General features: G+C 71.6%; 13 protein-coding genes. 3 read left to right on the top strand and 10 right to left on the bottom strand.

All coding sequences use genetic code 11. The features are described 5' to 3' along the window. Nucleotides 1-126: 126 nt before the first annotated feature. From ACFV0Q_RS12155 to ACFV0Q_RS12140, 4 genes are all read right to left on the bottom strand, one after another. Complete coding sequence (locus tag ACFV0Q_RS12155; RefSeq protein ID WP_385004184.1) at nucleotides 127-357, bottom strand: acyl carrier protein; 231 nt, start codon at nucleotides 355-357, stop codon at nucleotides 127-129. A gap of 20 nt (nucleotides 358-377) precedes the next feature. Further along, complete coding sequence (locus ACFV0Q_RS12150) at nucleotides 378-1,931, bottom strand: amino acid adenylation domain-containing protein (RefSeq protein WP_385004182.1); 1,554 nt, start codon at nucleotides 1,929-1,931, stop codon at nucleotides 378-380. Nucleotides 1,932-1,961: 30 nt separating this feature from the next. Then, entirely contained in the window at nucleotides 1,962-2,666 is a 705-nt protein-coding gene (locus tag ACFV0Q_RS12145; RefSeq protein WP_385004180.1) for an LmbU family transcriptional regulator, read from the bottom strand. Between the two features lie 89 nt (nucleotides 2,667-2,755). Continuing rightward, complete coding sequence (locus ACFV0Q_RS12140) at nucleotides 2,756-2,971, bottom strand: MbtH family protein (protein ID WP_053672917.1); 216 nt, start codon at nucleotides 2,969-2,971, stop codon at nucleotides 2,756-2,758. A 338-nt stretch (nucleotides 2,972-3,309) separates the two neighbouring features. Here ACFV0Q_RS12140 and ACFV0Q_RS12135 point away from each other — a divergent pair, with 338 nt between their 5' ends. Beyond that, nucleotides 3,310-4,056 (top strand): thioesterase II family protein, encoded by a 747-nt coding sequence (locus tag ACFV0Q_RS12135; protein WP_385004178.1) that lies wholly within the window; start codon nucleotides 3,310-3,312, stop codon nucleotides 4,054-4,056. A 25-nt stretch (nucleotides 4,057-4,081) separates the two neighbouring features. Here ACFV0Q_RS12135 and ACFV0Q_RS12130 read toward each other — a convergent pair whose 3' ends face one another. From ACFV0Q_RS12130 to ACFV0Q_RS12110, 5 genes are all read right to left on the bottom strand, one after another. Then, nucleotides 4,082-5,302: an acetylornithine transaminase gene (locus tag ACFV0Q_RS12130; RefSeq protein ID WP_385004176.1), complete on the bottom strand. Its 1,221-nt coding sequence runs from the start codon at nucleotides 5,300-5,302 to the stop codon at nucleotides 4,082-4,084. Next, nucleotides 5,299-6,165, bottom strand: coding sequence for an acetylglutamate kinase (gene argB, locus ACFV0Q_RS12125; RefSeq protein ID WP_385004200.1), 867 nt, complete (start codon nucleotides 6,163-6,165; stop codon nucleotides 5,299-5,301). The genes ACFV0Q_RS12130 and argB overlap by 4 nt, the downstream gene beginning before the upstream one ends. Nucleotides 6,166-6,209: 44 nt before the next feature. After that, a complete protein-coding gene (argJ, locus tag ACFV0Q_RS12120; protein ID WP_385004174.1) occupies nucleotides 6,210-7,361 on the bottom strand; it encodes a bifunctional glutamate N-acetyltransferase/amino-acid acetyltransferase ArgJ in 1,152 nt (383 codons plus the stop codon). Continuing rightward, nucleotides 7,358-8,386 (bottom strand): N-acetyl-gamma-glutamyl-phosphate reductase, encoded by a 1,029-nt coding sequence (gene argC / locus ACFV0Q_RS12115; protein ID WP_385004172.1) that lies wholly within the window; start codon nucleotides 8,384-8,386, stop codon nucleotides 7,358-7,360. Before argC ends, argJ begins: the two co-directional genes overlap by 4 nt. Nucleotides 8,387-8,463: 77 nt before the next feature. Beyond that, complete coding sequence (locus tag ACFV0Q_RS12110; RefSeq protein WP_385004170.1) at nucleotides 8,464-9,645, bottom strand: serine hydrolase domain-containing protein; 1,182 nt, start codon at nucleotides 9,643-9,645, stop codon at nucleotides 8,464-8,466. Nucleotides 9,646-10,037: 392 nt separating this feature from the next. On the opposite strand from ACFV0Q_RS12110, the gene ACFV0Q_RS12105 reads away from it, so the two are divergent. After that, complete coding sequence (locus ACFV0Q_RS12105; RefSeq protein WP_385004168.1) at nucleotides 10,038-10,730, top strand: LmbU family transcriptional regulator; 693 nt, start codon at nucleotides 10,038-10,040, stop codon at nucleotides 10,728-10,730. A gap of 27 nt (nucleotides 10,731-10,757) precedes the next feature. Here ACFV0Q_RS12105 and ACFV0Q_RS12100 read toward each other — a convergent pair whose 3' ends face one another. Then, nucleotides 10,758-11,402 (bottom strand): FMN-binding negative transcriptional regulator, encoded by a 645-nt coding sequence (locus tag ACFV0Q_RS12100; protein ID WP_385004166.1) that lies wholly within the window; start codon nucleotides 11,400-11,402, stop codon nucleotides 10,758-10,760. 217 nt (nucleotides 11,403-11,619) lie between these two features. Between ACFV0Q_RS12100 and ACFV0Q_RS12095 the strand changes: the two genes are divergently transcribed. Further along, a complete protein-coding gene (locus ACFV0Q_RS12095; RefSeq protein ID WP_385004164.1) occupies nucleotides 11,620-12,975 on the top strand; it encodes a lysine N(6)-hydroxylase/L-ornithine N(5)-oxygenase family protein in 1,356 nt (451 codons plus the stop codon). The last annotated feature ends 49 nt before the right edge of the window (nucleotides 12,976-13,024 follow it).

The following is a 13,024-nucleotide window of genomic DNA, read 5'->3' as shown; positions in this document are numbered from 1 at the left end:
GTGGGGGTTGGGGGGGCTGTTTTTTTTCAATACCCCCCCGGCCCACCGGGGGGGGGGGTTACCGCCCCCCCCCCCGGTGTGGTCTCCCCCCGCCCCCCCACCCCACGGCATCAACCACGCCTGACGCTAGGGGGCCACCGCGCCCAGGGACTCGATGTACGCCGAGACCGACGCCACCGTCGAGTTCAGGAACAACTGGTCCATGGGGACTTCGGCGCCCAGTTCCTCCATCAGGGCACCCTGAATCCTGACCATGATCAGGGAGTCGCCGCCCAGGGCGAAGAAATCATCGTCGACCGATATGCCGTCCTGCCGGAGTTCCCGGCACCAAATGGCGTGCACGTTCTCGGAAATCATCAGAGTCCTCTCGGTCGTCATCACACGCACGCATCGACCAGCGCCGCGCGGTCCGCTTTCCCGTGGGGGCTCAGCGGAATTCGAGGGATGTTCAGGAACCTGGCCGGAACCATGTTCCGCGGCAGCGTCTCCAGGAGGCCGGTGCGCAGGTCGTTCGCGTCGAGGTCCTCCCCCGCGGGGACGACGAAGGCGACGAGCTCGGCCTCGCCGGATCCGGTGTACGTGACCACCACGGCGGCTTCCCGGACCCCGGCCAGCCGGGCGAGCGCGCGCTCGATGTCGGTGGGATCGATGCGCATGCCGCGCACCTTCACCTGCGCGTCGATCCGGCCGAGGACGATGAGTTCCCCGGCCTCGTTCACGTGGCCGCGGTCGCCCGTGCGGTAGACCCGGCGCGGTGCTCCGTCGACCGTGATCGTCGTGAACTTGCGGTTCTCGGGGCCGGTGTTGAGGTAGCCCGCGCCGACGCTGGCCCCCGAGATGCAGATCTCGCCCTGCTCCCCGGGCGCGACACCGCGCAGGTCCTCGTCGAGGAGGTGGATGTCGGTGTTGTATGCGGGCTTGCCGACCGGGGGGATGTCGTGTTCGCCGGGCCGGTACGCGGCGAGGTCGTAGGACGTCGCGACGTCCGTGCACTCGGCGACGCCGTACTGGTGCAGGAGGGTGCAGGTGTTGCCCTCGCGCCGCGCCCAGTCCGTGAGCCGCTCGGCCTTCAGGGCCTCGCCGCCGAAGAGCACGTAGTCCAGCCGGGTGAGGGCGTCGCCGCCGCGCGCGGTCTCCCAGTCCACCAGCAGGTACAGGGTGCTGGAGGCGCAGTGGACCGTGCGGATCTCGTGCTCGTTCAGGATGCGGTAGGCCATCATGGCGTCGAAGTTCCGGCTCGCCAGCAGGTACTGGGTGGCGCCGCAGAACAGCGCCGTCATCAGGGCGCGCTGGGAGAGGTCGAAGCCGAAGGCACTGACGACCAGGTTGTTCGACCTGCTGTCCAGGCCGTATTCGAGCCTCAGCCAGTTCATCAGGTTGAACCAGCCCTCGTGCCGCACGGCGGTCAGCTTCGGCGTGCCGGTCGATCCGGACGTGAAGACCGCGTAGCACACGTCGTCCCCGGTGACGCGGACGTCGGGCGCGGTCGCCGGGAGACCCGCCAGGTGATCGGACAGCTGCTCGAGGTCGATGACGTCGGCGCTCGCCGACCCGGCCATCCCCGCCGTCGCGGGCGAGGCCACGATCAGGGCGAGATCGGGCACCTGGCCCAGCAGCAGCTGGAGCCGGGCCGCCGGGTAGGCCGGGTCGAACGGTACGTACGCCGCGCCGGCCTTCAGGGTGCCGAGGATGGCGACGATCATGTCGATCGAGTAGTCGAGGCAGACGCCGACCTTCGCGCCCCGGCCGTGTCCGCGCGCGCCGAGCCAGTGGGCGAAACGATTCGCCTTCGCGTCCAGCTCCGCGTACGTCACCTGCCGGCCGGCCCAGACCACGGCGACGGCGTCCGGGGTGGACCGCGCGTGCGCCTCGAACTGCCGGTGGACGACGGGCGCCGGGGGCAGGGCGACCCGCTTCCCCTGAAGGATCATCAACTGACTCCGATGTGAGAGGTGTCCGGTCTAGGCGGTCTTGAGGTCGGCGGTTTCGAGCATCCGGGCCACCCACTTGTCGACGGGCAGACCGTGCGCGGCGGCCGTCTTCGAGAGGTGTTCCAGCTGGCCGGCCGACAGCTCGATGGTCAGAGTGGTGACCTTCTGCCGGCGCTTCTCGGCGGCCGTCGGACCGGCCAGCCGGGGCACCTCCCGCGTCTCGTCGCCGCCCGGGGGGATCTCGGCCGTGTCGCTCTGCACGGCCAGGCTGGCGCGGACCCACTTGCGGAGTTCGTTGCGCGACCACTTCTGCTGTTCGGCCTTGCGCAGCCAGTAGTCCTGCTCCGGGGGCGCCAGGCGGGCCACCTCCGCGTGGTGGGCGAAGCTGAGGCCGTCGCGCCTGCGGTGGTGGTCGAACCGCCGGGCCACCCACGCGTAGTTGCGCAAGGTCTGGTAGTCGAGCCCGGTGCGCTCGATCGCCTCCTTGTAGCGCCGCCACCCGTAGGTGGACTCCCCGTAGATCAGCCAGTCGGCCAGCCACCACGCGGAGGAGTTCACGAGCTCGCGCAGGTCCGTCCCGATCCGCTCCCAGGAGCGCTCCGGCAGGTTCTGCGGGAGGATCATCCCGGACTTGCGCACCGTGGCCTGTGACCCCGCGAAGGGCAGGACCCCCTCGCGTCTCGCGGGCTCACCGCTGTCGCCCCCCGGACCCGCCTTGCCGCTCGCGGTCCTCACAGCGCCGCTCACCACCTTCATCTCCCCACTCAGAGGGTTTGCCCGGGCGAATACCGATCAGATGTGGCCGGCGGAGCCGTACGGCCGTTTCAGCCCGCCGCCATGGCCTCTCGCAGGCTCTTGGGGCGCAGGTCGGTCCAGTTCTGCTCGACGTACTCGAGGCACTCGGCCCTGGCCGCCTCGCCGAAGACCACCCGCCAGCCCGCGGGCACCTCGGCGAACGCCGGCCACAGGGAGTGCTGCTCCTCGTCGTTGACCACCACGTGGAAGCGGCCGTCCTCGTCGTCGAAGGGGTTCGTGCTCAACTCGCACCGTCCTTAACTGTCATGGGATCGCTCGGGATGGGAATGCGCCAGGCAGGTGCGGGACGCCGGCCTTCCGAGCCGGGCCGTGGTTGACGTACGGGCCGGCCGATCGCGTGGGCCGGCAGCCGACGCGCCCACTGTAGACAGGACCCTTTTGAGACACGGTCAAGCTCTCCTGGAGGGGCCGGTGGCGGCCGGGAGCCTGGGGCTCGCCCCCGGCGGTGGAGGACCGGCCAAGGGCCGCCACACCGGCGGCGGAGCCCGTCTGCCGGCCGTGTCCCGCCGGCCGGCCGCCGTTCTATGGTCCGAGGACGCGTGGCCCGATCCGAGGGAGAGAGATGCACAGCACCCGACCCGCCTTGCGCCTGTTCGTCCTGCACCACGCCGGGGGCTCGCACACGCTGTACCGCCACTGGCCCGCCGGGCTGCCGGACACGTGGGACGTACGGCTGCTCGACGCCCCGGGCCACGGCTTCCTCCTCGAACAGCCGCAGATCGCGGACGCCGGCCGCCTCGCCGACTTCCTGCTGAGCGGCATCGAGCCCGATCTGACCTGCCCCTACGCCTTCTTCGGGCACAGCATGGGCGCCCTCGTGGCGTACGAGATCACCCGGCGGGCCGTCGAGCGGGGCCTGCCGCTGCCGGTGTGGATCGGGGTCTCCGCACGGTCCGCGCCGCAGCCGGCGGGGCCGGCGTCGCCGTACCACGAGCTGCCCGACGCCGAGCTGCGGACCCGTCTGAAGCAGCTCGGCGGCACGCCCGACGGGGTCTTCGACGACCCCGAGCTGTGGGCCCTGTTCGAACCGATCATCCGGGCCGACCTGGCCCTGGTGGAGAACTGGCGCCCCGCCCCCGGTGCCGGTCCGCTGCCCGTGGCGCTGTCCGCCTACGCGGGTGCCGGGGACCACGCCTCCTCACCGCGGCGGATGGCAGGCTGGGCCGGGCACACCGAGCACTTCCTGGGCCTGCGGGTGTTCGACGGCGGTCACTTCTACTTCCAGGACGATCCCCGGCCGCTGCTGCGGCAGATCGAACGGGACGCGACCGCGGCGCTCGAAGCGGCGGTCGCGACGCGCTCCTCCTGAACCTCCGGCGGCCTGGCCGGTGAGGTCAGGCCGCCACCAGCACCTCGTCGAGGACCTCGGACAGGGCCGCCCGGAAGCGGTCGAGGAAGGTGTCCACCTCGCGGTCCGACACGATCAGCGGCGGGGCGAGCCGGATGACCTGCGGCGTCACCGCGTTCACCAGCAGCCCCTTGTCCTGGGCCGCCCCCTGGACGCGCGCCGCGAGCTCTCCGTCCAGCGCGACGCCCAGGAGCAGCCCGGCGCCGCGGACTTCGCGCACCAGCGGGTGGCCCAGGGCCTCCAGGCCGCGCCGCAGCCGTTCCCCCGTCCGGGTCACGTGGTCGAGGAGGCCGCCGCGCTCGATGGTGTCCAGTACGGCGAGGGCGGCCGCGCACACCACGGGGTTCCCGCTGAACGTGGAGCCGTGCGTGCCGGGCGTGAGCAGCTCGGCAGCCGCGCCGAAGGCGAGCGTCGCCCCGATGGGCAGTCCGCCGCCCAGGCCCTTGGCGAGCGTGACGACGTCCGCCCCGACCTGGTCGGCCTGGGCCGCGAACCAGTGGCCGGTGCGCCCGATGCCGGTCTGGATCTCGTCCAGGACCAGGAGGGTGCCGGTCGCCGCGGTGATCTCGCGGGCGGCCCGCAGGTAGCCGGGCGGGGGCACGACCACGCCGTTCTCCCCCTGCACGGGCTCCAGCATCAGCAGGGCGGTGCGCGGGGTGACGGCGGCGCGCAGGGCCTCGGTGTCCCCGTACGGCACGTGGGTGACGTCGCCCGGCAGCGGCTGGAAGGGGCGCTGCTTGGCGCTCTGGCCGGTGAGGGCCAGGGCCCCCATGGTGCGGCCGTGGAAGCCGCCGGTGGCGGACACCATGTGGGTGCGGCCGGTGAGCCTGCCGATCTTGAAGGCCGCCTCGTTGGCCTCGGCGCCGGAGTTGGAGAAGTAGACCCGGCCCGGGCGCCCGGCGATCCGCAGCAGGCGCTCGGCGAGGCGCACGGTCGGTTCGGCGATGAACAGGTTGGAGACGTGCCCGAGCGAGGCGACCTGCTCGGAGACGGCCCGTACGACGGCGGGGTGCGCGTGGCCGAGCGAGTTGACCGCGATGCCGCCGACGAAGTCGAGGTACTCGTTGCCCTCCGCGTCCCAGACCCGGGCGCCCCGGCCGCGGACCAGCGGCAGCCGGGGGGTGCCGAAGTTGTCCATCATGGCGTCCTGCCAGCGGCGGGTCAGCGCCGCGTTGCCCGCCCCGGTGGTGTCCGCGCCGTCGCTCATGCCGTCGCTCCCTCGAAGCTCACGTCGTCGTCCGGCACGACCACCGTGCCGGCGCCTTCATCGGTGAAGATCTGCAACAGGATGGAGTGCTTGATCCGGCCGTCGATGACCCGGGCGGTGCGCACCCCGTTGTTCACGGCGTGCAGGCAGCCCTCCATCTTGGGGATCATCCCGGAGGCCAGTGCGGGCAGCAGCTCGGTCAGTTCCCCGGCGGTGAGCCGGGAGATCACCTCGTCGCTGTGCGGCCAGTTCGCGTACACGCCCTCGACGTCGGTCAGGATCAGCAGCGCCTCGGCGCCGAGCGCGGCGGCGAGGGCGGCGGCCGCGGTGTCGGCGTTGACGTTGAACACACCGCCCGCGGAGGCGTCCTTGTCGTCCTCGGCCCGGGCGATGGAGGAGATGACGGGGATGCGCCCGTCGTCGATGAGGGCCCGTACGACCCCGGGGTCGACGCGGGCGACCTCGCCGACGCGGCCGATGTCCACGGGCTTGCCGTCGGTCTCGGCGTAGTGCCTGGTGGCGGTCATCAGGCGGGCGTCCTCGCCCGTCATGCCCACCGCGTGCGGGCCGTGCTCGTTGAGCAGTCCGACGAGCTCCCGCTGCACCTGCCCGGCGAGGACCATGCGGACGACGTCCATGGTCTCGTCGGTGGTGACCCTCAGCCCGCCCTCGAACCGGGACTCCAGGCCCAGGCGCGCCAGCTGGGCGCTGATCTGCGGGCCGCCGCCGTGCACCACGACGGGGTTCAGGCCCGCGTGCCGCAGGAAGAGGACGTCCTGGGCGAAGGCCGCCTTCAGGTCGTCGTCGACCATGGCGTTGCCGCCGAACTTGATGACGACGGTCTCGCCGCGGTGGCGCGCCATCCAGGGCAGCGCCTCGATGAGGGCGTGGGCCTTGGGCAGGGCGCTCACGAGGCGTACTCGCTGTTCTCGTGGACGTAGGCGGCGGTGAGGTCGTTGGCCCAGATGACGGCGCGGTCCGTACCCGCGGCGAGGTCCACGGTGATGGCGACTTCGCGGCCGGTCATGTCCACCAGCGCGCGGTCCTCGCCCACCGATCCGTTCCTGCAGACCCACACGTCGTTGATGGCGACGTTCAGCCGGTCGGGTTCGAAGGCGGCGGAGGTGGTGCCGATGGCGGACAGCACGCGGCCCCAGTTGGGGTCCTCGCCGTGGATGGCGCACTTGAGGAGGTTGCTGCGGGCGACGGAGCGGCCCACCTCGACGGCGTCGTCCTCGCCTGCGGCGCCCACGACCTCGATGCGGATCTCCTTGCTGGCGCCCTCGGCGTCCCCGATGAGCCGGCGGGCCAGGTCGTCGCAGACGTCGCGGACGGCCTCGGCGAACTCGGCGTGGTCCGGGGTGACGCCGGAGGCCCCGGAGGAGAGCAGCAGCACCGTGTCGTTGGTGGACATGCAGCCGTCGGAGTCGACCCGGTCGAAGGTGACACGGGTGGCGTCCCGCAGCGCCCGGTCCAAGGCCGCGCCGTCCAGGGCGGCGTCCGTGGTGAGCACGACGAGCATGGTGGCGAGCCCGGGGGCGAGCATCCCGGCGCCCTTGGCCATGCCGCCGACGGTCCACCCGCCCCGGGTGACGGCGGCCGTCTTGTGCACGCTGTCGGTGGTCATGACGGCGATGGCCGCGTCCTCGCCGCCGGACTCGGACAGCCGGGCGGCGGCGCTCTCGACGCCGGCCAGGATCCGGTCCATGGGCAGCGGCACGCCGATGAGCCCGGTGGAGCAGACCGCCACGTCCGCCGGGTCCAGGCCGAGGGCCTCGGCGGCCTTCTCGGCGGTGGCGTACGTGTCCTCGCGGCCCTGCGGCCCGGTACAGGCGTTGGCGCCGCCGGAGTTGAGCACGACCGCGCGGATCTCGCCGTCCGCGAGTACCCGCCGGGACCACTGGACGGGGGCGGCCTGGACACGGTTGGAGGTGAAGACGCCCGCCGCGCCGCGGTCCGGCCCGTTGTTGACGACGAGGGCCAGGTCCCGGTCGCCGTTCTGCTTGATTCCCGCGGCGATGCCCGCCGCCGTGAAGCCTCGTGCTGCGGTGACGCTCACGGTGCGACTCCGATCGTGGAAAGCCCCAGTTCCTCGGGGAGGCCCAGGGCGGCGTTCATGCTCTGGACGGCTCCGCCCGCGGTTCCCTTGGTCAGGTTGTCGATGGCGCTGATCGCGATGATCCGGCCGACCGCGGGGTCGAGGGCCACCTGGACCTGCGCCGCGTTCGATCCGTACACGGCCCCGGTACCGGGCCACTGTCCCTCGGGCAGCAGCCGTACGAACGGCTCGTCGGCCAGGGCCTTCTCGTACGCGGCCCGTACGTCCTGCGCACGGGTCCCGGGCCGGGCCGCGGCGGAGCAGGTGGCGAGGATGCCGCGCGGCATGGGGGCCAGGGTCGGGGTGAAGGAGACGGCGACCCGGCGGCCCGCCACGGCGCCGAGGTGCTGCGCCATCTCGGGCGTGTGCCGGTGGCCGCCGCCCACGCCGTACGGCCGCATGGAGCCCATGACCTCGCTGCCGAGCAGGTCCGCCCGGGGCGCCTTGCCCGCGCCGGACGTACCGGACGCCGCGACGACCACCGCCTCCGGTTCGGCCAGCCCCGCCGCGTACGCGGGAAAGAGGGCGAGCAGGACCCCGGTCGGGTAGCAGCCCGGCACCGCGATGCGCCGGGAGCCCGCCAACGCGGCGCGGGCGCCCGGCAGTTCGGGCAGGCCGTAGGGCCAGGTGCCCGCGTGCGGCGAGCCGTAGAACGTCTCCCAGTCGGTCGCGTCCGCGAGGCGGAAGTCGGCGCCGCAGTCGATGACGAGCGTGTCCTCGCCCAGCTGCTCCGCGACGGCGGCGGACTGGCCGTGCGGGAGGGCGAGGAAGACGACGTCGTGCCCCCGCAGGACCTCGGCGGTGGTGGGCCGTACCTCCCGCCCGGCCAGCGGAGTCAGGTGCGGCTGCAGCGTGCCCAGACGCCGTCCCGCGCTGGAACGCCCGGTCAGGGCACCGATCTCCACTTCGGGGTGGGCCAGGAGCAGGCGCAGGAGCTCACCCCCCGCGTATCCACTCGCTCCCGCCACGGCTGCTCGCACGGTCATGCACCCTCCCGTTGACAGACTTGTCGTTCCCACGCGATCCGGGCCCTGCCGTCCAGGGGGCGTTCTCGCGGCGCGCCTCAGCGTGTGCGAGGAGGCGTCTGGCAGTACTCGGCGTCCAGCAGGGGGAGGAGGGTCTCCACTCCCCAGTTGGCGTTGTAGTTGAACGTGAGCTGGTGGCCGGCGTCCTCGGTGAAAGTGGCGACGGAGATCCACCCCACCGCGCCTCCGTCGTGGTACCAGATGGTGGGGCCGCAGCCCATCGTGAGCCGTTCGATGCCCAGGCCGTAGGACGAGCCCTGGAAATCGGGGTTGTCGACGGTCGTCTTCATCTCCTCCAGCTGCCGCGGCGGCAGCAGTTTCCCGCGCATGAGGGCCTCGTAGAACCGGTTCAGGTCGGCCGCGCTGGAGATGATGTCGCTGTTGCCCCAGCCCTGTGACCCGTTCATCTCGGTGACGTCGTCGATCCGGTCCGGCTGCGCGCCGAAGAGCTTGGAGTAGCCGCGGCCGCTCGGCTGCGGCAGGCGGGCGCTGGTGCCGGGGTTGGACGTCGCCTTGAGCCCGAGGGGGCCGATGATGCGCCTGCGCACCTCGTCCTCGTACGTCCTGCCGCCGGCCTGCTCGACGATCAGCGCGGCCAGGACGTCGTTGGTGTTGGAGTACCAGTGCCGGGCACCGGGCTGGAACGGCGGCTCGTGGGAGAGGGCCACCTTCACGCGCGTCTCGGGCGTCAGGGTGTCGTAGCGGTGGCGGAGGTAGCCGTCGCCCGTCAGGTACGTCGCGGCGTACCGCTCGTCGGCCAGGTAGTCGAACAGGCCGCTGGTGTGGTTGAGGAGCTGGCGTACGGTGATCGCGCGGCCGTCGTTGCCGTTGCCCGTCACCAGGCCGGGCAGGTGGCGCTCCACGGTGTCGTCGAGGCTGAGCTTCTTCTCCGCCTCCATCTGGAGGAGGACCGTCGCGACGAAGGTGTTGGTGATGCCGCCGACGCGGAACCGGTCGTTCTTGCCGCGCGGGGCACCCGTCTTCAGGTCGGCCACGCCCGATGCCGACTTCCAGACCCCGCCCGCGTCCCGTGCTTCGGCGGTGACGCCGGGGACGCCGGCCGCGACGGCCGCGTCGATCGCCTGCTGCGTCGCCCGGTGGGCGGCCGCCGTGGGAGCCGTGTCGCGCGATGCCTGCGCGGGACCCGTGAAGGCGGTGGCCGTGAGCGCGACCGCCGCCAGACCGACCACGCCGGCCCTTGCTCTCTTCCGTATCGACATGTCCCGCTCCTGAGAGTCGTCTGCACTTGGCTGATTGCGTACTTGTGCGGTCCGTCGGCGGCGGAGTAGATCACCTGTTTTGGGCGCGGGCGGCGTCGGTGACGCGCCGTGCGGTCCGGCGCGGCCCTGGCGCGAAGGGATCGAGGACGAACTCGCGCCGCACGGCGGTGCCCTGGCGGTCGTGTTTCGTCCCGTCGACGGGACGGCTCCCCCTGGGCGGTCACCTGAACGCTCACGCACCCGGCCGCCGGGAGCTCACCGATGATGCCACCGGATGATCGGTCTCATGCCACGGAAAGGGTCTGCGTGCAGCGGTTCGAACGCCTCTCCGCCGCCACTCCAGACCGCGTGGCGAGACTTCTCGCCAATTGTGTACGCCCTTCAATGGAGGCATGATGGCACGTCAGGCCGGTCAAACCGCGGGGTCGCGTGGCGGCCCGGCAGCCGCTCTCCCGCAGCCACCGTCACGGCAGCCCCGCACCGCGGGGGCCGCGTCGCGCCGGGGCCAGGTGCTGACGACCAGGGTGGGCCTGCAGATGCCGACCGGGATGGCCTACGACGAGTGGGAGCGGGCCGGGCGCCAGCTCGCCGACGTCCTCGACTCGTCCTCCTGGTGGCTGGGCGACTGGCTCGTTTACGGCAAGGACCACTACACCGACCGGTACCAGCGCGGGATACGCGCCGTCGGCCTCTCGTACCAGACCCTGCGCAACTACGCGTGGGTCTCACGGCGCTACGACCTCACCCGGCGCCGGCCCGCCCTGAGCTTCCAGCACCACGCGGAGCTGGCCTCCCTGCCGGTCGAGGAGCAGGACCTCTGGCTCGACCGTGCCGAGCAGCGGCAGTGGACGACCAAGCAGCTGCGCGGCGCCATCCGCACCACGCGCCAGGGCGAACGGCAGCCGTCCGCCGCCATCGAGCCGAGCCGCCGGCTGGAGGTCCCGGGCAGCCGTGTCCAGTGGTGGCACAAGGCCGCGGAGCAGCTGGGCGTCGACTTCGAGCAGTGGGTGATGACCACCCTGGACAGCGCGGCCGCGAGCGCCCTGGAGGACCTCGCCGCCCGGCCGGTGGCCGTCAGCGCCTGAGTTCCCGGCACCGCGGCCCCCGGCGCGTCACGGCAGGTTGCTCATCAGGCCGGCGGTCTCCCGCTTGTACGTGCACCCGCTCTGCCCGAACGACTCCCGTACCCGCTCGCGCACTTCGCCCGGCTGCTCCTGGCTGAGCTTGAACATCCCCTCGGCCCCGGTCACCGTGAACCGGAAGGCGCCCACGCCGGGCGCGATCTTGCGGAAGTAGTCGAGCGACCCGGTCATGTCCCAGCCGTCGCCGAACTTCCCCTCGAAGGCGCGGACGGTGGACTGCACCACGCCCAGCGTCTCCTCCATCGAGTCGATCTTCTCCACCACGCCCCGGACGTGCACCGAGGTGAAGTTCCAGGTCGGGGCGGCCGGGGTCACCCCGTACACCGTGGGCGACACGTAGGAGTGCGGACCGGTGAACGTCAGCAGCAGGACACTGCCCGTCTGCAGCGCCTCCCAGTGCGGATTCTCCCGGTTCATGTGTCCGAGCAGCGTGGCCCCGGGCAGTTCGCCGGACCAGTCGCCGGACGTCTCGGGGTCGAAGATGACCGGCAGATGCGTGGCGAACGGACCGTCCTCGGGGCTGCCATTGGCCGCCGCGAGCGCCAATGGATTACCACGGATCAGATCCACCATCCACGAATTGTCCGGTTCGCGGTAGAAGCTGGGCACGAACATCCGGATTCACCCTTTCGGCAATTGCTGAAGATATGCGCCGACCGTAGCGGCGTCCTGTCGGCAGGACAAAGCTTTCACATATCGAGCAACCCGAGAAGCTCTCGAACGGCCTTCATACCGTCTTCGAGTTGCTTTGCGGCACTCTGCGGAGCAACACTGCATAACGGTCTCTCGGGCCACCGGCCGAGTTTTTCAGACACCAACGGGAGAATTTTCTATGGGCATATCGGGTAGGCGTGACCAAGAGATCTACGACCTGATCGGTATCGGGTTCGGCCCGTCCAACATGTCGCTCGCGATCGCCTTGGAGGAGCATGGAGCGAGCGCGCCGCAGCAGCAGCCGGTCACGTCCCACTTCTTCGAGCGGCAGCCCACGTTCGGCTGGCACCGGAACATGCTGCTGCCGTCGACGACCATGCAGATCTCGTTCCTCAAGGACCTGGTGACCTTCAGGAACCCGATGTCCCGGTTCAGCTTCGTCTCGTACCTGCACGCCGCGAACCGGCTGGTGCAGTTCGTGAACAACCAGGACTTCGTCCCGACCCGTCAGGAATTCCACCAGTACCTGGAATGGGTGGCCGCCGGCCTGCGCGACCGGGTCACCTACGGCGCCGAGGTCACCGCGATCCGGGCCGTGGCCGAGCCCGGGTCCCGGACGGCCGACCTCCTCGAGATCGAGGTGCGCGGGGGCGACGGCGCCACCAGCGTGGTCACCGCGCGCAACGTGGCCATTTCCACGGGCCTGGTACCGCGCCTGCCGGAGGGCGTGACGGGCGACGACCGGGTGTGGCACAGCTCGGAGTTCCTGAGCAGGTTCAACGCACAGGCCCCGGACGACCTCAAGAGCGTGATGGTGGTCGGCGCCGGCCAGAGCGCCGCCGAGATCACCCGGTTCTTCTACGACTCGCTGCCGCACGCCGAGGTCTCCGCGGTCGTCCCGTCCTACGGCTACTCCGTCGCCGACGACACCCCCTTCGTCAACCAGGTGTTCGATCCCGGTGCGGTCGACGAGTACTACTTCGGCACCGAGCGGGGCCGGGACGCGTTCTGGCGCTACCACCGCAACACCAACTACTCGGTGGTCGACAGCGACGTGATCCGGGCCCTGTACCAGCGTTCCTACGACGAGCAGGTGCGCGGCAGCCGGCGGCTGCACTTCCGCAACCTCACCCGGGTCACCGGGGTCAAACGCGCCGGGAGCGGCACCCAGGTGGTGCTGCGCTCGCTGCTCGACGACCGGACGGAGGAACTGGCCGTCGACGCGCTGGTGTTCGCCACCGGCTACGACGGCCTGGACCCGGCCCGGCTGCTCGGTGACTTCGACCAGCACTTCGAGCGCGACGCGACGGGCCGCCACCGGGTGGAACGCGACTACCGCCTCGTCACCGCGTCGGACCTGACCTGCGGCGTCTACGTCCAGGGCGGCACCGAGCACACCCACGGCCTGTCGTCGTCCCTGCTGTCGAACATGGCGGTGCGCAGCGGCGAGATCGCCGACTCGATCGTGCTGCGGCGCACCGAGCGGGAGATGGACCGCACCTATCCCGTGGCGGAAGCGCCCTCGGCCGCCTGAGGCGGCACACCGTGGGGTGGGCCCCGGCGCTGCGGCTACAGCACCAGCG

Source organism: Streptomyces sp. NPDC059564 (genome assembly GCF_042735575.1).
Taxonomy (GTDB): Bacteria; Actinomycetota; Actinomycetes; order Streptomycetales; family Streptomycetaceae; genus Streptomyces.
This window is presented reverse-complemented; position numbering and strand designations above follow the sequence as displayed.

Bases quoted from the DNA above. Each gene is read 5' to 3' on its own strand.
- ACFV0Q_RS12155 (WP_385004184.1), bottom strand. From the start codon at position 357: ATGATTTCCGAGAACGTGCACGCCATTTGGTGCCGGGAACTCCGGCAG.
- ACFV0Q_RS12150 (WP_385004182.1), bottom strand. From the start codon at position 1,931: ATGATCCTTCAGGGGAAGCGGGTCGCCCTGCCCCCGGCGCCCGTCGTC.
- ACFV0Q_RS12135 (WP_385004178.1), top strand. From the start codon at position 3,310: ATGCACAGCACCCGACCCGCCTTGCGCCTGTTCGTCCTGCACCACGCC.
- ACFV0Q_RS12130 (WP_385004176.1), bottom strand. From the start codon at position 5,302: ATGAGCGACGGCGCGGACACCACCGGGGCGGGCAACGCGGCGCTGACC.
- argB (WP_385004200.1), bottom strand. From the start codon at position 6,165: ATGGCGCGCCACCGCGGCGAGACCGTCGTCATCAAGTTCGGCGGCAAC.
- argC (WP_385004172.1), bottom strand. From the start codon at position 8,386: ATGACCGTGCGAGCAGCCGTGGCGGGAGCGAGTGGATACGCGGGGGGT.
- ACFV0Q_RS12110 (WP_385004170.1), bottom strand. From the start codon at position 9,645: ATGTCGATACGGAAGAGAGCAAGGGCCGGCGTGGTCGGTCTGGCGGCG.
- ACFV0Q_RS12105 (WP_385004168.1), top strand. From the start codon at position 10,038: ATGATGGCACGTCAGGCCGGTCAAACCGCGGGGTCGCGTGGCGGCCCG.
- ACFV0Q_RS12100 (WP_385004166.1), bottom strand. From the start codon at position 11,402: ATGTTCGTGCCCAGCTTCTACCGCGAACCGGACAATTCGTGGATGGTG.
- ACFV0Q_RS12095 (WP_385004164.1), top strand. From the start codon at position 11,620: ATGGGCATATCGGGTAGGCGTGACCAAGAGATCTACGACCTGATCGGT.